The organism is Streptomyces sp. NRRL F-5126 (assembly GCF_000721265.1).
Lineage (GTDB): Bacteria > Actinomycetota > Actinomycetes > Streptomycetales > Streptomycetaceae > Streptomyces.
Window position 1 is genome coordinate 192,056 of record NZ_JOFZ01000003.1, and the last position, 17,911, is coordinate 209,966.

The 17,911-nt window shown below is 72.4% G+C and carries 12 protein-coding genes; 6 read left to right on the top strand and 6 right to left on the bottom strand.

Annotation, left to right across the window (positions count from 1 at the left end; translation table 11 throughout):
* The first annotated feature begins 92 nt into the window (after positions 1 to 92).
* Together IH48_RS0107370 and IH48_RS0107375 are read left to right on the top strand one after the other, a co-directional pair.
* Positions 93 to 2,147: a bifunctional rhamnulose-1-phosphate aldolase/short-chain dehydrogenase gene (locus IH48_RS0107370; RefSeq protein ID WP_051839325.1), complete on the top strand. Its 2,055-nt coding sequence runs from the start codon at positions 93 to 95 to the stop codon at positions 2,145 to 2,147.
* A 212-nt stretch (positions 2,148 to 2,359) separates the two neighbouring features.
* The gene (locus IH48_RS0107375) at positions 2,360 to 3,772 is read left to right on the top strand and encodes a rhamnulokinase (RefSeq protein WP_107059259.1); all 1,413 of its coding nucleotides are present in this window, start codon (positions 2,360 to 2,362) and stop codon (positions 3,770 to 3,772) included.
* A gap of 90 nt (positions 3,773 to 3,862) precedes the next feature.
* On the opposite strand, the gene IH48_RS0107380 is transcribed toward IH48_RS0107375, so the two are convergent.
* Positions 3,863 to 5,329 carry a polysaccharide pyruvyl transferase family protein gene (locus IH48_RS0107380; RefSeq protein ID WP_030900765.1) on the bottom strand — a complete coding sequence of 489 codons (1,467 nt, stop codon included), beginning with the start codon at positions 5,327 to 5,329 and terminating at the stop codon, positions 3,863 to 3,865.
* A 304-nt stretch (positions 5,330 to 5,633) separates the two neighbouring features.
* On the opposite strand from IH48_RS0107380, the gene IH48_RS0107385 reads away from it, so the two are divergent.
* The 3 genes from IH48_RS0107385 (at position 5,634) to IH48_RS0107395 (ending at position 8,657) form a co-directional block, all read left to right on the top strand.
* Positions 5,634 to 6,464, top strand: coding sequence for a TIM barrel protein (locus tag IH48_RS0107385; protein WP_420705454.1), 831 nt, complete (start codon positions 5,634 to 5,636; stop codon positions 6,462 to 6,464).
* A gap of 113 nt (positions 6,465 to 6,577) precedes the next feature.
* Entirely contained in the window at positions 6,578 to 7,468 is an 891-nt protein-coding gene (locus tag IH48_RS0107390) for a 2-hydroxy-3-oxopropionate reductase (RefSeq protein WP_030900769.1), read from the top strand.
* A gap of 280 nt (positions 7,469 to 7,748) precedes the next feature.
* On the top strand, positions 7,749 to 8,657 hold the full coding sequence (locus tag IH48_RS0107395; RefSeq protein ID WP_030900771.1) for an MIP/aquaporin family protein: 909 nt from the start codon (positions 7,749 to 7,751) through the stop codon (positions 8,655 to 8,657).
* A 90-nt stretch (positions 8,658 to 8,747) separates the two neighbouring features.
* Here IH48_RS0107395 and IH48_RS0107400 read toward each other — a convergent pair whose 3' ends face one another.
* From IH48_RS0107400 to IH48_RS0107415, 4 genes are all read right to left on the bottom strand, one after another.
* Complete coding sequence (locus tag IH48_RS0107400) at positions 8,748 to 11,600, bottom strand: NHLP bacteriocin export ABC transporter permease/ATPase subunit (RefSeq protein ID WP_030900772.1); 2,853 nt, start codon at positions 11,598 to 11,600, stop codon at positions 8,748 to 8,750.
* 4 nt (positions 11,601 to 11,604) lie between these two features.
* Positions 11,605 to 13,902: an NHLP family bacteriocin export ABC transporter peptidase/permease/ATPase subunit gene (locus tag IH48_RS0107405; protein ID WP_078849540.1), complete on the bottom strand. Its 2,298-nt coding sequence runs from the start codon at positions 13,900 to 13,902 to the stop codon at positions 11,605 to 11,607.
* Complete coding sequence (locus IH48_RS0107410) at positions 13,887 to 14,696, bottom strand: HlyD family efflux transporter periplasmic adaptor subunit (protein ID WP_030900777.1); 810 nt, start codon at positions 14,694 to 14,696, stop codon at positions 13,887 to 13,889. The genes IH48_RS0107405 and IH48_RS0107410 overlap by 16 nt, the downstream gene beginning before the upstream one ends.
* 96 nt (positions 14,697 to 14,792) lie before the next feature.
* Positions 14,793 to 15,008, bottom strand: a complete 216-nt coding sequence (locus tag IH48_RS0107415) for a hypothetical protein (RefSeq protein ID WP_030900780.1) — start codon at positions 15,006 to 15,008, stop codon at positions 14,793 to 14,795.
* Between the two features lie 573 nt (positions 15,009 to 15,581).
* Here IH48_RS0107415 and IH48_RS0107420 point away from each other — a divergent pair.
* Positions 15,582 to 15,833: a DUF6158 family protein gene (locus IH48_RS0107420; RefSeq protein ID WP_030900782.1), complete on the top strand. Its 252-nt coding sequence runs from the start codon at positions 15,582 to 15,584 to the stop codon at positions 15,831 to 15,833.
* A 106-nt stretch (positions 15,834 to 15,939) separates the two neighbouring features.
* Here IH48_RS0107420 and gcl read toward each other — a convergent pair whose 3' ends face one another.
* Positions 15,940 to 17,718, bottom strand: coding sequence for a glyoxylate carboligase (gene gcl, locus IH48_RS0107425; RefSeq protein ID WP_030900784.1), 1,779 nt, complete (start codon positions 17,716 to 17,718; stop codon positions 15,940 to 15,942).
* Positions 17,719 to 17,911: the final 193 nt, after the last annotated feature.

Below are 17,911 nucleotides of genomic sequence, written 5' to 3' on the forward strand. Positions count from 1 at the left end.
ACCTTGACAGTCGCGAGCCAGGACGCCTACGGTCCACCTGAATCGATTCATCACATCATCGCGCATCTCGTCACCGCCCAGGAGTGGAAGACATGCCCGACGCCCAGCCCGACGCCACCGACGTGAAGGCAGCGCTGCTCTCGCGCTCCAACCGCCTGGGGGCCGACCCCCGCAACACCAACTACGCGGGCGGCAACACCTCGGCGAAGGGAACGGAACGCGACCCGGTGACCGGTGGCGAGACCGAGCTGATGTGGGTCAAGGGCTCGGGCGGCGACCTCGGCACGCTGACCGAGCAGGGTCTCGCGGTGCTGCGGCTCGACCGGCTGCGTGCGCTGACCGGGGTGTACCCGGGCGTGGAGCGCGAGGACGAGATGGTCGCGGCGTTCGACTACTGCCTGCACGGCAGGGGCGGCGCCGCCCCATCGATCGACACCGCCATGCACGGCCTGGTGGACGCCCCGCACATCGACCACCTGCACCCGGACTCGGGCATCGCGCTCGCCTGCGCGGCCGACGGCGAGGAGCTGACGCGCGATTGCTTCGGCGACCGCGTGGTGTGGGTGGACTGGCGCAGGCCGGGCTTCCAGCTCGGCCTGGACATCGCCGCGGTGAAGGAGGCGAATCCGCAGGCGATCGGGTGCGTGCTCGGCGGGCACGGCATCACGGCGTGGGGCGGAACCTCGCAGGAGTGCGAGGCGAACTCGCTGCGGATCATCCAGGAGGCGGAGCGGTTCCTCGCCGAGCGCGGCAGGCCGGAGCCGTTCGGCCCGCCGATCGCCGGATACGGGGCGCTGCCCGCCGGCGAGCGGCGGGCGCGCGCCGCCGCGCTGGCGCCGCTGCTGCGGGGGCTCGCGTCCACGGACCGGCCGCAGGTGGGGCACTTCACCGACGCGGAGCCCGTGCTGGACTTCCTGGCACGCACGGAGCACCCGCGCCTCGCCGCGCTCGGCACGTCCTGCCCCGACCACTTCCTGCGCACCAAGGTGCGGCCGATGGTGCTCGACCTGCCCCCGTCCGTCCCGCTGGAGGAGGCCGCCGCGCGGCTGAAAGAGCTGCACGAGGAGTACCGCGCCGAGTACGCCGCCTACTACGAGCGCCACGCCGATGCCGGCTCCCCCGCGATGCGGGGCGCGGACCCGGCGATCGTGCTGGTGCCGGGCGTCGGCATGTTCTCCTACGGCAAGGACAAGCAGACGGCGCGCGTGGCGGGCGAGTTCTACCTCAACGCGATCAATGTGATGCGGGGCGCCGAGGCGGTCTCCACGTACCGGCCGATCGAGGAGTCGGAGAAGTTCCGCATCGAGTACTGGGCGCTTGAGGAGGCCAAGCTGCGGCGGATGCCGGCGCCGAAGCCGCTCGCCACGCGCGTCGCTGTGGTGACGGGCGCGGGTTCCGGCATCGGCAGGGCGGTGGCGCAGCGGCTGGTGGCAGAGGGCGCCTGCGTGGTGGTCGCGGACCTCGACGGGGAGAGCGCGGCTACGGTCGCCAAGGCGCTGGGCGGCCCGGACAAGGCCGTCGCCGTGACGGTGGACGTGACGGACGAGGAGCAGATCGCGGCCGCTTTCCGCGAGGGCGTGCTCGCGTTCGGCGGCGTCGACCTGGTCGTCAACAACGCGGGCATCTCGATCTCCAAGCCGCTGCTGGAGACGAGCGCGCGCGACTGGGACCTCCAGCACGACATCATGGCGCGCGGGTCGTTCCTGGTCTCGCGCGAGGCGGCGCGGGTGATGACCGAGCAGGCGATGGGCGGCGACATCGTCTACATCGTGTCGAAGAACGGTGTGTTCGCCGGGCCCAACAACATCGCCTACTCGGCGACGAAGGCGGACCAGGCGCACCAGGTCCGGCTCCTCGCGGCCGAGTTGGGTGAGCGGGGCATCCGGGTCAACGGCGTCAATCCCGACGGTGTGGTCAGGGGCTCTGGCATCTTCGCGGGCGGCTGGGGCGCGCAGCGAGCCGCGGTGTACGGGGTGCCGGAGGAGAAGCTCGGCGAGTTCTACGCGCAGCGGACGCTGCTGAAGCGTGAGGTGCTCCCCGAGCACGTGGCGAACGCGGTGTTCGCACTGACGGGCGGGGACCTGACGCACACGACGGGGCTGCACGTGCCGGTGGACGCGGGCGTGGCGGCGGCGTTCCTGCGCTGACGCGCACCCCGTCCCCCGCCCCGCGGGGCACCCGCTTCCCTGCCACCGCAGGCCCCGGACACCAAGCCGTCCCGGGCCGTGAGAGCGTCCCGAGGTCAACCGTGCCAGGCTCCGCCCCCCGTTCCCCGTCCCCAACACACGCGTCGGACGCGTCGGCCGGCCGGCTGCCCGCCTTCGCGGCGGTCGATCTGGGCGCGACGAGCGGCCGGGTGATGGTGGGCCGGCTGAGCGCGGCGGGCGGGCTGCGGCTGACGGAGGTGCACCGGTTCGCCAACCGGCCGGTGCGCCTGCCCGACGGGCTGCGGTGGGACGTGCTGGGGCTGTACGGGGACGTGCTCGACGGCCTCGCTCAGGCGGCGCGTTCGGCACGCGTGGTGTCGGTGGGCATCGACAGCTGGGCCGTGGACTACGGGCTGCTCGACGCGTCCGGGCGGCTGCTCGGCAACCCGTTCCACTACCGGGACACCAGGACAGAGGGGGTCGCCGACCGTCTTGAGCGGGTGCTTCCCGCGAAGAAGCTGTACGGGATCACCGGGCTGCAGCACCTGCCGTTCAACACGGTGTTCCAGCTCGCGGCGGAGGGGAGCTCGCCGCAGTGGGGTCTCGCACGGACCCTGCTCATGATCCCCGACCTGCTGACGTACTGGCTGACGGGCAGCGTCGGCGCCGAGGCGACGAACGCGTCCACGACGGGCCTGTTCGACGCACGCGAGGCGGTGTGGTCGCACACCGTGCTCGACCGGCTGGGCATCCCGCGCGGCCTGCTGCCGCCGCTGCGCTTCCCCGGCGACCGCGCGGGGACCCTGCGGCCCGAGGCGGCCGAGGCGACCGGGCTGCCCGGGGGCACACCGGTAACGACCGTGGCCTCGCACGACACGGCATCGGCTGTGGTCGCCGTGCCCGCGGCGGAGGCCGGCTTCGCCTACGTCTCCTGCGGGACCTGGTCGCTCGCGGGGCTCGAACTGGCGGCGCCCGTCATCGACGAGCGTGCCAGGGCGGCGAACTTCACCAACGAGCGGGGCATCGACGGCTCGATCCGCTTCCTGCGCAACATCATGGGGCTGTGGCTGCTGACGGAGTCGCTGCGCACGTGGCGGTCCCAGGGCCTGCCGTCACAGCTCGGTCCGCTGCTCGACGAGGCGGCGGCCGCGAAGCCGTTCGCCGCGCTGGTGGACCCCGACGACCCCTCGTTCCTGCCGCCGGGCGACATGCCGGCACGGATCGCCGCGTACTGCGTGCGCACGGGCCAGCGGGCGCCGCGCGAGCCGGGGGCGGTGGTGCGCTGCATCCTGGAGTCGCTGGCGCTCGCCCACCGGGCGACGCTGCGGACCGCGGCAGAGCTGGCGGGCCGCGACGTGCGGGTGGTGCACCTGGTGGGCGGCGGCAGCCGCAACGAGCTGCTGTGCCGCCTGACGGCCGACGCCACGGGCCTGCCGGTGGTGGCGGGCCCGACGGAGGCGACGGCGCTGGGCAACGTCCTGGTGCAGGCGCGGGCGTACGGCCTGGTCGGTGACGTGCCCGAGATGCGGGCGCTGGTGGCGGCGGGCGAGCGGCTGCGCCGCTACGAGCCCTCGGGCACGGAGAGCGCATGGGCGGCCGCGGCGGCCCGCGTCGGCCTGCGCTGATCCTGCGCCGATGCGGCTCCTTCCGCGGCCCGTCCGCCACGTGGCGGACGGGGCGGCGCGGCCGTCACGCGGGCGCGCCCGCCGCGGCGTTCACCCCTTGCCCCCGCCGGTGACCTTCCTCGCGCGACGGCGCAGGGCGGGCCCGATGCGTACGAGCACCCTCTTCTCGACGCCGCCCAGCCGGCGTTCCACCGCGGCGAGTTGCCTGCGCACGCCGTCGAGTTCGTCCGCCGCCGCGGCCGCCCGCTTCTCTGCGTCGGCCAGCCGGCCCCGCAGCCGCTCGGCCTCCCGAGCGTGGGAGCGTGCCGTGGCGCCCGCGGCGGCGACCTGCTCGCGCAGCCGGCTCATCCGGTAGCGCATCCGGCCGTCGTCGGAACCGTCCCAGACCTGCATCGACTCGGGCAGGTCCAGCAAGGCGAGCCGGGCGTCGAAGGCGGCTCCCCCATCGCCGTGGGTGTAGGTGTTGCGCAGGCCGTTGCGGTCGAGGAAGGCGACGACGCGCTCGAACCTGGCGGCGTGCCCCTTCGCGATCCCCGAGAAGTCCGCGCTCTCGTACAGGTCGCGCGGGTCGGTGTCCGCGGCGAGTTCGGTCAGCGGGCGGTGCGGGATGTCGAAGTACCGGCACAGCTCGAGTGTCCGGGAGTCGTGCGTGAGGACGACGCTCGGGGTCCCGGCGAGCAGCGCGGCGACATTGCCGTGGATGCGGGTTCCGTACGCGAAGTCGTAGGAGCGCAGTTCGCTGATCCAGGTCGCCGGGTCGAGGGGCATGCGGACCTTGTTCTCCCGCAGCAGGGCGTGGCTGAGGTGCAGCGGGAAGTCGTCCTGCCGGCCCGACTCGGGGGTGGTGTCGCCCCACAGCAGCAGCTCGGCGTCGGTGGTGTTCTGCGCGTAGTACATGAGGCGCGGGTAGCGATCCCACGCGTGCCGCGCGATGCCCGCGATGTCGCCGACGGGCACCGCGTCGGGCGAGAGGTTCAGCGCGACGGGCGAGTCGGGGGTGAGTTCCACGGCGCGGACGTCGGGGAAGTCGGGCCCGTGCAGGAACATCGACGGGCAGCCGATGATGTCGACGTCGCCGTAGCCGAGGCCCTTGAGGTAGTCGGCCGTGAGTTCCCCGCGCACTCCGATGGAGGAGGAGCGGTCGAGGACGGCGGAGACGAAGCGCCTGACCGAGTCCTCCATCGGCTTCAGCCACGCGGTGTCGTAGTCGGCCGGCGCCTGGGCACCGACACCGAACACGACCACGGGGATGGTCAGTTGCTCGATGAGCGTGGACAGCCGGTCCAATGACGCGCGGAACGTCGGCCGGAAGGCGTTGGCGAGGGGCACCACGAACACGTCGTACTGCTCGTTGATCTCGGCTGCCCGGCGCGCCGACGGGTCGGTGCGTATGCCGTTCGAGACCACTTCCGTGTCCGGCAGGCTCAGCATCTTGTGGGCCGAGTCGCTGAACAGCAGGTTTCCCGTGTTGGTGCCGATGAGGTCCCGATGGACGAACTCCGTCGGGGCGGCCGCCACCAAGGGACTCTTGCCCGACCGGATCAATATGCGCTTCACGACGTTCCCTGGGGGCGTGCGGTGACGGCGGCGTGCGGACAGGCCCCCGCCGGACGCGCGCGCGACCCGCACGACCGTCCATGTGTTCGCTTTCGGGTCGCCCGAGCGAGGGAGAGCCTATCGGGACGTAAAGCAGGAGTGAAGGGATCGCAAGGAAAGACCGGGGCGCGGAACGCATTCGATCAAAGACGCATCCGGGGCCCGCGGCCCAGGGACGGCGGTACGGGACCTCCCCTTGACACGTCTACGGCGCGACCGGCATTCTTCCGGTAAGCAGAAATACACTTCCGCTATACGGAAATGGATGCTGGATATCATGCCCTTCGACGAGCGCTACGCCGTGAACCTGTCGATGCTGTTCACCGAACTCCCCCTGCTCGACCGGCCCGCCGCGGCCGCCGCTGCCGGGTTCACAGCCGTCGAGCTGTGGTGGCCGTGGACCGACACCGCCACGCCGCCCGGGAGCGACCTGGACGCCCTGCGCGAGGCGCTCACCGGGGCGGGCACCCGGCTCGTCGGGCTCAACTTCTACGCGGGCCGGCTGCCGGGACCCGACCGCGGCGCGCTGTCCGTGCCCGGCCACGAGTCCGACCGCTTCAGGGCCAACATCGACGTCGCCGTCGACTTCGCGGCGTCCGTCGGCTGCAAGGCCCTCAACGCGCTCTACGGCAACCGCGTGGACGGCGTCGACCCCGCAGAGCAGGACGCGCTCGCCCTGGAGAACCTGACGCTCGCGGCGCGCGCCGCACACCGGGCAGGCGCCACCGTGCTGATCGAGGCACTCAACGAGCCCGAGTCGCCGCACTACCCGCTCGTCAGCGCGCCCGCGGCCGTCGAGGTCGTGGACCGCGTCAACGAGGCCACGGGCCTCGGCAACGCCGCCTTCCTCCTGGACCTCTACCACCTGTCGATGAACGGGGAGGACCTGGCCGGCGTCATCGACCGCTACGCCGCCAGGACGGGTCACGTCCAGATCGCCGACAACCCCGGCCGCGGCGCGCCCGGCACCGGGTCGCTCCCGCTTGCCGACCTCGTCGGCCGCCTGCGCAAGGCCGGATACGACGGCTGGGTCGGCCTGGAGTACAAGCCGGGCTCCCTGCCGAGCAGCGAGGCCTTCGGCTGGCTCGCCGCCTGAGCCCCCTCCCCACCTGATCGACTCCCCCGGCGGATCCCGGTGATCCCGGCTGATCCCTCCCCCGGCGCCCGCTCACGGCGCGCCGCCCCGAGCATCCCGAAAGGCGCACACTCATGACCGACCTTCCCAAGATCGCGTGGATCGGCCTCGGCATCATGGGCTCCCCCATGTCCGAGAACCTGATCAAGGCCGGTTACACCGTGACCGGCCACACCCTGGAACCCGCCAAGCTCGACCGCCTCGCCGCGGCCGGCGGGACGCCCGCGTCCTCGATCGCCGAGGCGGTCAAGGACGCCGACGTGATCGTCACCATGGTTCCCGCTTCGCCGCAGGTGGAGGCCGTCGCGTACGGCCCCGACGGGATCCTCGCGCACGCCGGGCCCGGCGCCCTGCTGATCGACATGTCGTCGATCACGCCGCAGACGTCCGTCGATCTCGCGAAGGCCGGCGCCGAGAAGGGGCTGCGCGTCCTGGACGCGCCGGTCTCCGGCGGCGAGGCCGGGGCCGTCGAGGCCGTACTGTCCATCATGGTCGGCGGCGAACGCGCCGACTTCGACGCCGCGAAGCCGCTGTTCGACGCGCTCGGCAAGACGGTCGTGCTGTGCGGCCCGCACGGTTCCGGGCAGACCGTCAAGGCGGCGAACCAGCTGATCGTCGCCGTCAACATCGAGGCGTGCGCCGAGGCGGTGGTCTTCCTGGAGAAGTCGGGTGTCGACCTGACCGCCGCGCTCGACGTGCTGAACGGCGGGCTCGCCGGGTCGACGGTGCTGACCCGGAAGAAGGACAACTTCCTGAACCGGGACTTCAAGCCCGGCTTCCGTATCGACCTGCACCACAAGGACATGGGGATCGTCACCGACGCCGCGCGCAATGTGGGCGCCGCCCTGCCCGTCGGCGCCGTGGTGGCCCAGCTCGTCGCGTCGCTGCGTGCGCAGGGAGACGGCGGGCTCGACCACTCCGCGCTGCTGCGCTCCGTGGAACGCCTCTCCGGCGAGCAGGCCTGAGCCCCGAGGGGCCGGGGCGGTCCTGAGCCCCCCAGCGGCCCCATGAGACCCCGGGCGGTGGCGGCGCCGACACCTGTCATGTCGCGCCCAGGCGCCGCCGCCGCCCGGTACCACGCACGACGAAGACACCTCCGCGAGAGTGATCTCCGGACACTTCCACACTGAGCCATTTGGTGGGCATACACGTGACGCGCCACCAGACTCCTTTCCTGGCCAGGCTCTCCGCCTACGTTTCCTCTATGGGATGGACGGGCGTGTTCCATCCGACCATGGAGGGCAGATGGCTGTGCGCAGTGCGGAACACGGTTCGCGTAGACGCGGTTACCGTGAGGGTCTGGCAGGCGAATTGATCGCCGAATTCCTGGGCACGTTCGTCCTGATTCTGTTGGGCTGCGGTTCGGTAGCCGTCGCGGTCGCAGGGCTGCCGGGTTCGGGGCGCCAGGCCGCGCCCTTCGGAGCCGGGGACTGGCTGATCATCTCGTGGGGCTGGGGCTTCGCCGTCGTGTTCGGCGTGTACGTCGCAGGCGGCATCAGCGGGGCGCACATCAACCCCGCGGTGACCCTGGCCTTCGCCGTGCGGCGGACCTTCCCCTGGCGCAAGATCCCCGCCTACTGGGTGGCGCAGGTCTTCGGCGCCTTCGTCGCCGCGGCCCTCGTCTACGCGATGTACCACTGGGCGATCGACGCGTTCGACCACAAGGCGCATCTCACACGGGACCATTCCCTTTCCACGTACTCGATCTTCGCGACCTTCCCCGCCGAGTACTTCGGGAGTTCGTGGTGGGGTCCGCTGCTCGACCAGATCGTGGGAACCGGGGTCCTGGTGCTGCTGATCTGCGCCATCAGCGACACCAAGAATGTGGCGCCCGAATCCAATCTCGGGCCGTTCCTCATCGGCATGGTCGTCGTGGTGATCGGCATGGCCATCGGAACGAACGCCGGATACGCGATCAACCCCGCCCGTGATTTCGGGCCCCGCCTGCTCGCTTATGCCGAGGGCTGGGGCCAGATCGCGTTTCCCGGTAAATTCCAGTGGTTCACCAGCTACTGGTGGATTCCCATCGCGGGACCGCTCATCGGCGGTGTCGTCGGCGCGGTGGCCTACGACCAGATGATCACTCCGGCGATCAAGGCCATCAGCAGCCGGCCGGAGGCCAGCCGGATCGTCGAGGAGCCCGAGGAGAAGTAGCGGCCCGGGCGGGCCGCGCGCCCCGCCCCGAGGACCGCGGCGCCCCGCCGCCGGCACCGAAGCCGGCGGCGGGGCGCTGTCGCATGCCGCTCAGACCATCTGGCGGCGCACCAGCTCGCTCAGCCGGCCGGCCGGGTCCGCGAGCAGCGCGGCGGGCGCCCCCTGCTCGACCACGCGGCCGGCGTCCATCACCACCACGCGGTCGGCGTCGAGCACCGTGCTCAGGCGGTGCGCGATGACCAGGCGGCTCGCGTGCAGCGCCCTGGTGCTCTGCATGACGACGCGCTGCGTCTCGTTGTCGAGGGCGCTGGTCGCCTCGTCGAAGAAGAGGATGCGCGGGCGGCGCACCAGCGCCTGGGCGATCATCAGGCGCTGCCGCTGCCCGCCCGAGACGGCGCCGCCGCCGGCGATCATCGTGTGCAGCCCCATGGGCATGCGCCGGACGTCGTCGGCGAGGCCCGCCCTCTCCACCGCCTCCCACACCTCCTCCTGGGTGTACGCCTCCGCGCCGCGCACGCAGTCGAGGATGGAGCCGGTCAGCGGCTGCGCGTTCTGCAGCACGACGCCGCACTGGCGGCGCACGGCCGCGAGGTCGAGGGCGGCGAGGTCCTGCCCGTCGTACAGGACGGAGCCCGACGCCGGTGACTCGAAGCCGATCAGCAGCCGCAGCAGGGTGGACTTGCCGCAGCCGCTCGGCCCGACCACCGCGACGAACTCGCCGGCCGCGACCTCGACGCTCACACCGTCGAGCACGAGCGGGCCGTCGTCGCCGTAGCGGAAGGACACACCGCGCGCCGCGAACGCGCCGGTGAGCTCGCCGGGCGCCGCGCTGCCGCGCCGCACCTCAGGATCACCGCGCAGCACCGGACGCACCTGCTCGTACAGGGGCAGCGCGGCCACGGCCGAGACCAGCGCGCCGGTCAGCTGCGTGACGGACGTCAGCAGCATCGTCACCGACGTGTTGAACGTGAGGAACGACGCGGACGACAGGGTGCCGCGGGCGGGCCCCGCGAGGACCATGAACATCAGCAGCGTGCACAGCGGCAGGTAGACCGCGTCGACGACGGTGTTCACGTTCTTGATGTGGCCCGCGCGCTGCTGCATGGTGCGGGACCTGGCGAACTCGCGCGCCCACGCGGCGTAGGCGAAGCTCTCCGCCGCCGCGACCCGCAGCTTCGGCAGGCCGCGCAGCGTCTGGAACGCCTGGTTGTTGAGCTTGTTGGAGAGCTTCACCAGCCGCCGCTGCCACCGCACCTGCCACAGTCCGATGGCGAGGAAGACTGCGCTGACGACGGCGAGCATGGCAAGCGCCACCAGCGCGAGCGGCACGCTGTAGAACAGCAGCAGCCCGAGGTTCATCACCCCGACGGTCGTCGACTGCAGCACCACGGGCGCGATGCCCGACAGCACCCTGCGCACCGCGCTCACCCCCATCGCGGCGCTGGCGAGTTCGCCCGTGGAGCGGCCTGCGAAGAAGGCGGTGGGCAGCCTGAGGAGCCTGTCCCACACGGCCGGTTGCAGGGTGGCCTCCATGCGGCCCTCGATGCGCAGCATGGTGAGGTTCTGCAGCAGGCCGAACGCCGCCGAGACGGCGCCCGCCACCATCACGGCGATCGATACCTGCACGATGAGGCTGGTGCGCGCGTGCGGTACGTAGGAGCCGAGCACGCGGCCCGTGGCGACGGGCACGAGGGCGCCGAGCGCGACGGTGACGAGCCCGGCGAGCACCAGGGCACGCAGGTCCCGCCGTGCGCCGTGCAGCGCGAAGCGCACCAGTCGCGGCGCGCCCAGCGGACGATCGGGCAGCGGGCGGTAGAACATGACGCCGCGCGGTTCGAACTCGTCGGCGTTGGCCGCCGTGACGCGCGTGCGCGAGCCGCTGAGCGGGTTGGCCGCCTCGTAGCCGCCGCGCCGCCACACCAGCGCGACAGGCGCGCCCGACCTGGCCCTGGTGCCGACGAGCGGTCCGACGTCGGTGCGCCACCACGCGCCGTCGAGCCGTACCGCGCGGGTGCGCACGCGGGCATGGGCGGCGATCCGTTCGACGGCGCTCAGCCTGGCCGGGGCGGTCCCGTTCTCGCGCGGCGGGTCGCCGAGCCGGATGCCACTCGCCGCGGCGACCTGGCGGCACACGGCGAACACCGCGTCGTCACCGTCGGCACGCTGCCGCCCGCCGGCCTCTGCGCGGCCGTCGATGGACGCGACGAGGGCACGGTCGGCGTGGGCGTGGGCGCGCTCGCCGGCCGCGATGCCGGCGGCCGTGCGGTCCTCGTGAGCCTGTTCGCGGCCGGCGATCCACCGGTCGACGGCGGCGAGCAGGCGGTACTGCTGGGCGACCATGGACTGCCACATCGAGCCGTCGACGAGCAGGTCCCCGGCGAAGTCCCGGCTGTACGCGGCACCGGGCTCGACGCTGCCCGCGGGCACGGGCATCCACAGCACGTCGTCGTCGGCCACGGCCTCGTCGTACGCCTGGTCCTCGCCCGCGAGCCGGGCGCCGAGCGGTGCCTCGAAGAGCACGCCGAGTCCGCGGCCGATGCCGAGCGCGAACGCCCGCTCCAGCGGGGACTGCGTGGCTGCCGCGGTGCTGTCCCACCCCCGCGCCTCCTCGGCGGGGTACGGCCTGGTCAGTTCGCGCAGCGGGATCCTGCGCAGCACGCAGTCCTCGCCCGGCCTGCCGAGCAGCGTGTGCCTCGGCCCTTCGACGGGCCCGAGCAGCAGCGTGCCGGCCTCAAGACGGCCGAGGAAGTGCCAAGGGCCGCGGCCCACGGCGTCGACGGCGAAGAGGTCGAGCCTGCCGCCGGCCACCAGCCACAGCACCTGGGGGCCCGCCAGGTCCACGGACGTCCGCCCCGTGATGTCCTCGGGCGTGCCGACGCCCTCGAACGCCGCGAGAACGGCGTCGCTCTCCGCGTGCCAGGCCTCCTGACCGGTCGCCGTCACCGTGTCACCGCTCCCTGACGAGGCCGGCGTAGGTCCCTGCCGCGGCGAGCAGTTCCTCGTGGCGGCCGCGTTCGACGACCGTGCCGTGGTCGAGCACGACGATCTCGTCGCTGTCGCGCACGGTGGACAGCCGGTGCGCGATCACCACGCAGGCGCAGCCGCGCCGCCGCAGGTTGTCCATGATGACCCGTTCGGTCTCCGCGTCCAGTGCGCTGGTCACCTCGTCGAGCACCAGGACGCTCGGGCCGCGCACGAGGGCGCGCGCGATCTCCAGGCGCTGCCGCTGCCCGCCGGAGAAGTTGCGGCCGTCCTGCTCGACGCGGGTGTGGATGCCGTCGGGCCGCCGGGCGATCACGTCGTCGTACAGGGCGGCGTCGCGCAGCGCCGCGACGACCGCCTCGTCGGGGATGGACGGGTCCCACAGCGCCACGTTGTCCCGCACCGTGCCCTCGAAGAGGAACACGTCCTGGTCGACGAAGGAGACGGACGCCGCGAGCGCACCGCGCGGTATGTCCTCGATGCGCCGCCCGTCGATGGAGACGGTGCCCTGCCAGGGCCGGTGGAGGCCGGAGATCAGCCGCGAGACGGTGGATTTGCCGCTTCCCGAGCCGCCGACGAGCGCGACCTGCCTGCCGGGGCCCACGGTCAGGCTGAAGCCGTCGAGCAGCGGGGCGTCGAGCGGGCTGTAGCCGAACGTGACGCCTTCCAGGGCGACATGCCCGGCCAGACGGCGGGTGGCCGAGGGCCCGCCGGGCTCGTCCCGGGTGTAGAGGGCGTCGGCGGGGAAGCTCTCGACGTCCTTGAGGCGGGTGACGTCGGCGGCGAAGTCCTGGATACGCCCCGCGACGCCGTTGAGGCGCGTGACGGGCGCCGTGAAGCGGGTGACGAGCGCCTGGAACGCGACGAGCAGCCCGATGGAGATGTGCCCGTCGACGGCGCGCAGGCCGCCGATCCACAGGATCAGCGCGCTGTTGAGGGTGGCGAGGAGCGGGGCGACGACCGCGAGCGCGGCGCTCGGCACGCCCAGCCGCTGCTGCTCCTCCAGGGTGGTGGCGTGCTGCCCGGCCCAGCGCCTGAAGTAGCCGTCCTCGCCGCCGGTCGCCTTCAGCGTCTCGATGAGCTGGAGGCCGGTGTACGAGGTAGTGGTCAGGCGTGCGCTGTCGGCGCGCAGCTTCTGGGTGTGGGTGGCGCGCAGCCTGATCACGACGCGCATCGCCACGACGTTCAGCAGGGCCACGAGCACGCCGATGACGGTGAGCTGGGGGTCGTACGTCCACAGCAGGAACGCGTACAGGACGACGACGAGGCCGTCGACGCCCGCGGCGGAGAGGTCTCTGGCGAGGGTCTCGGCGACGGAGTCGTTGGACTGGAGGCGCTGGACGAGGTCGGCGGGGCTGCGCTGGGCGAAGAACGTGACGGGCAGGCGCATCAGGTGGCGCATGAAGCGTGCGCTGCTGAGCGTGGAGGAGATGATGCGCCCGCGCAGCAGGTTGGCCTGTTGCAGGCCGGTCAGGACGGCGGTCAGCGCGATCATGGCGGCCATCGCGGCGAACAGCGGCCCGAGCAGCGATGTGCGGCCGCCGACGAGGAACAGGTCGATGTAGGTGCGGCTCAGCGCGGGCACGGCGGCGCCGACCGCGACGAGCAGGAGCCCGGCGAGCAGCGCGGCGAACAGGGTGCCCGCGGTGCCGCGCATCCGGGAGGGCAGGGCGCGCAGGACTCCGGGCCTGCGGCCGCCCGCCGCGAAGGCGCCGGAGCGCTCGAAGACGAGGACGACGCCGGTGAAGCTGGTGTCGAACTCCTCGGCGGGCACGAACCTGCGGCCTCTGCCGGGGTCGTTGATGTGCACCCCGCGGGCTCCGAACCTGCGGCCCGTCCCCTCGTAGACGACGTAGTGGTTGAACTCCCAGAACAGGATGGCGGGGCCCTGCACGCCGGCGAGCGCCGCGGTCTCCATCTGCATGCCCTTGGCGGTGAGTCCGTAGCCGCGTGCCGCCTTCAGCAGGTTGCTGGCGCGTGAGCCGTCCCGGGAGACGCCGCAGGCGATGCGCAGCTCTTCGAGCGGCACGTGGCGGCCGTGGTGGGCGAGGACCATGGCGAGGCAGGCGGCGCCGCACTCGACGGCCTCCATCTGCAGCACGGTGGGGGTGCGCACGGTGCGGGCGCGGGCCGCGCGCCGGGAGGCGGGCTGCCGGGCCGCGCGCTTCCCGCCGGTACCGGTGCGGTGGCGCCGATGGGCCCCTGGCGGCAGCTGACGCTGCGGCGGTACGCCGGTAGCGGGCCCGCTCACGGCAGCAGCCATTCGGCCGGGTGCTGCCGTGCGACGCGTACCGAGCCGTCGGCGGGTGTCATCGACGTGAGCGCGAAGGGGGGCCCGGCGGGTGAGGACCACGCGTAGCCGGACTTGGTGGAGCGCGAGGCGTCGAGCGTGACGAGGACGGCGACGGGTTGGCCGCCTCGGGTGAACCGCGCGGCGAGCTGGTCGTCGCCGAGGAAGGCGGCGATCTGGCGCCGGGTCCGCGTCGTCCTGCCGACGGCCTTGACGGTGCCCCGCAGCACGCCGTAGGTCCCCTCGGGCACGGACGGCAGGGTGAGGTCGACGGGCTGGCCCGGCGCGACGGAGGCCCCGCCCGAGGCGGGCACGTAGAGCATCGCCACGAGGGGGTCGTGCGCGTGCGCGGTGCGCTCGACGGCGGCCACGTCGGACCCGGTCGTCACGACGGAGCCGATGGTGGCGGCGAGGGAGGTGACCCGCCCGGCGGCGAGCGCACGGACCACGTCGGTCCTGCCGTCCGCGCGGCGGACCTTGACGAGCGGCGCGTCGGCGGCGACACGCCCGCCCTCCTTCGCGAGGACGGCGGTGACCTGCCCGGCGACGGGGCTCTGCACCACGTAGCTCCCCTGCCCGTAGGTGAGGACGCCCGGTGCCGACACGTTGGAGTCCACGTACCCGGTCGTCGCCCACAGCGCCCCGGCGGCCATCGCGAGGAGTGTCACGGCGAGCGTGAGCAGGCCGCGCGGCCGGGCGAGCCGTACGGGCAGGTCGAGTTCCTCGGGCGACTGCAGCTTGCTGAGCGCCTGCTGGCGGAATTGCACGGCGGTGTTCCCTCACACGGAAACGTGCCCCGGCCTCCGCCGGCAGGCGGATCCGGGACACGCGTCAGGCATCGGCCGGTCTTTCGACCGCGGTGCTCAGAGGCCGCTGACGATACCGGTGACGCCGGAGGTGTTCACCCACGGGGAAACGGTGGCGTCGACGCTGGAGAGCACGCCGCCGACGTTGACACCGCTGACGGAGCCAACGGTGGTCATCGCGCTGTCGACGATCCCGCCCACGAGGCCGCCGGACACGTTGTCCAGGTCAGCGTCGGAGATCTCCTGGGTCTGAACCTGGGGGGTGTTGTTCATCAGTGAAGCTTCCCTTCGCATGGCTCTTCGTGGCACGCCCGCCACCGCGGCTCCCGTCAGGAAGGCCATCTCGCCGGTGACATCGTGGCGTGCGAAGGATGTAAGCACGTACGTCTCCGGGGCAGCCACCCGCGCCGGGGCGCCCCGGTCCACATGTCGCCCGCCGCGGTGGTGTGTTGTGCCCGGGCCGTCATGGACGGGGTGCGGTTCCTTCACACTGCGGTCCGAACCTCGGTCAGTCGCACGGCCGCCCGTACGGCCGGAACCTCTCATTCCGGCCGTACCGCCCCGGCCCTGGGGCGCGCGCACGGGGAGGCCGTGTGCAGCAGAGCGGTACGGATGATCGCAATGTGCGGGTTATCCGCAGAAGAGATTCGCACACGATTCCGGCACGGTACGCGTACAGGTGATCGCCGTGCGTGTCCACCGTGAGGCGCGCCGGGCCGCCCGGCTCCCGCGCGGTGTCGGCAACCGGGCGCGGACACGGCGCGGACGGAGACGTTCGGCCTCCAGCGGGTACGTATGTGGTGCGGAGCCGTATGGGACGCGGACCCGGAGGAAGGGAGTCTTCCCATGACAGTCAAGGGCGACGAGGGACACGCGCCGCAGGGGGTCGCCCCGGCGCGCCTGGAGGACCAGCAGCTGCTCAGGGAGCTGGAGACGCTGCACCGCACCCGGCACGACACGCTGCTGCACGGGTCGAAGGACGCGCTGGACAGGCACAACACACGCACGGCGGAGCTGGAAGGCGAGTACCTGCGGCGCCACCCGAAGCGCCACGTGCTCGCGGGCAGGACACGCGAGGGGGCACGGGGGCGCGTCTAGGGCGGTCCGTGCGCGGCACGCGCGAACAGGGGCCCCGCCACCGGCCGTGCCGGTGGCGGGGCCCCCGCCGTCACCCCCGGGGCCGTCCCCCCGGGGCCTGTGCCGGTCAGACCAGCGGCAGGATCTCGGTGGGAGCGTGGCCCGGCTGCGTGGCCAGCTCCTCGAACTCGTTGACGGAGCCGATGTCGCTCCCGCTCATCGAGATGTTGGTGATGCGTTCGAGCACGGCCTCGACGACCACCGGCACCCGGTGCTCGGCGGCCAGCTTCTTGGCCTCCTCGAAGGCGGGCAGCAGCCCGTCCGGCTCGGTGACGCGGATGGCCTTGCACCCGAGCCCCTCGGCGACCTTGACGTGGTCGACGCCGTAGCCGCCCGTCTCCGGTGAGTTGATGTTGTCGAACTCCAGGTTGACCTGGAAGTCGATGTCGAAGGCGCGCTGGGCCTGGCGGATGAGCCCCAGGTAGGCGTTGTTGACGAGCACGTGCACGTAGGGGATGCGGTGCTGGGCGCCGACCGCGAGCTCCTCCAGCATGAACTGGAAGTCGTAGTCGCCGGAGAGCGCCACCACGCTCGCGTCCGGGTCGGCCGCGGCGACGCCGAGCGCGGCGGGGATCGTCCACCCGAGCGGGCCCGCCTGGCCGCAGTTGATCCAGTGGCGCGGCCGGTACACGTGGAGCATCTGCGCGCCGGCGATCTGCGAGAGGCCGATCGTGGAGACGTACCGGGTCTCGGGGCCGAAGGCGCGGTTCATCTCCTCGTACACGCGCTGCGGCTTGAGCGGCACGTTGTCGAAGTGGGTGCGGCGGTGCAGCGTGGCCTTGCGCTCGCGCGAGGCGGCCACCCAGGCGCCCCTGTCGGGGAGTTCACCCGCGGCCTTCAGCTCCTTCGCGACCTCGACGAAGAGCGACAGCGCGGCGCCCGCGTCCGAGGCGATGCCGTAGTCGGGGGCGAAGATCTTGCCGATCTGGGTGGGTTCGATGTCCACGTGGACGAACGTCCTGCCCTCGCGGTAGACGTCGAGTTTCCCGGTGTGCCGGTTGGCCCAGCGGTTGCCGATGCCGAGCACGAAGTCGGATTCGAGGAACGTGGCGTTCCCGTAGCGGTGCGAGGTCTGGAGGCCCACCATGCCCGCGTTGAGCTCGTGGTCGTCGGCGATGGCGCCCCAGCCCATCAGGGTCGGCACCACGGGCGTGCCGGTCAGTTCCGCGAACTCCACCAGCAGTTCGGACGCGTCGGCGCTGATGATCCCGCCGCCCGCGACGATCAGCGGACGCTCGGAAGCGGCGAGCATCCTGACGGCCTTCTCGGCCTGCGCCCGGGTGGCGAGCGGCCGGTAGACGGGCAGCGGCTCGTACGTCTCGGGGTCGAACTCGATCTCCGTCTGCTGCACATCGATGGGCAGGTCGATCAGGACGGGACCCGGCCGCCCCGACCGCATCAGGTGGAACGCCTGCTGGACCACCCCGGGAACCTGCGCGGCCTCCATGACGGTCGTCGCGGCCTTGGTGACCGGCGCCGCGATCGAGGCGATGTCGACCGCCTGGAAGTCCTCCTTGTGGATCACGCCGGTGGGCGCCTGGCCCGTGATGCACAGGATCGGGATCGAGTCGCCGATCGCCGAGTAGAGCCCGGTGATCATGTCGGTGCCCGCGGGTCCTGACGTCCCGATGCACACGCCGATGTTGCCCGGGTGGGTCCGCGTGTAGCCCTCGGCCATGTGCGAGGCGCCCTCGACATGGCGGGCAAGCGTGTGCTGGACGCCGCCGGCCGCTTTCAGGGCCGCGTAGAACGGGTTGATCGCCGCGCCCGGCACACCGAAGGCGTGGGCCACACCCTCGCGCTTCAGAATTTCAACTGCCGCGCGTGCGGCGGTCATTCGAGGCATGAGTGCTCCTCATTCGGCTGGCGGAGTCGGGCTCTGTCGCGCCACCTGAGAGCGCCAATTCCGTAATGTGGAATTACTGTTTTGCTATACGGAAGTCAAGGTACGGGCGTCTCCATGGCCCGTCAAGAGGGGAATACGAGGTCCCCTCCCCAACGCCTCGCTCTTGGTGGACGATGGACCACGCAACGCGACC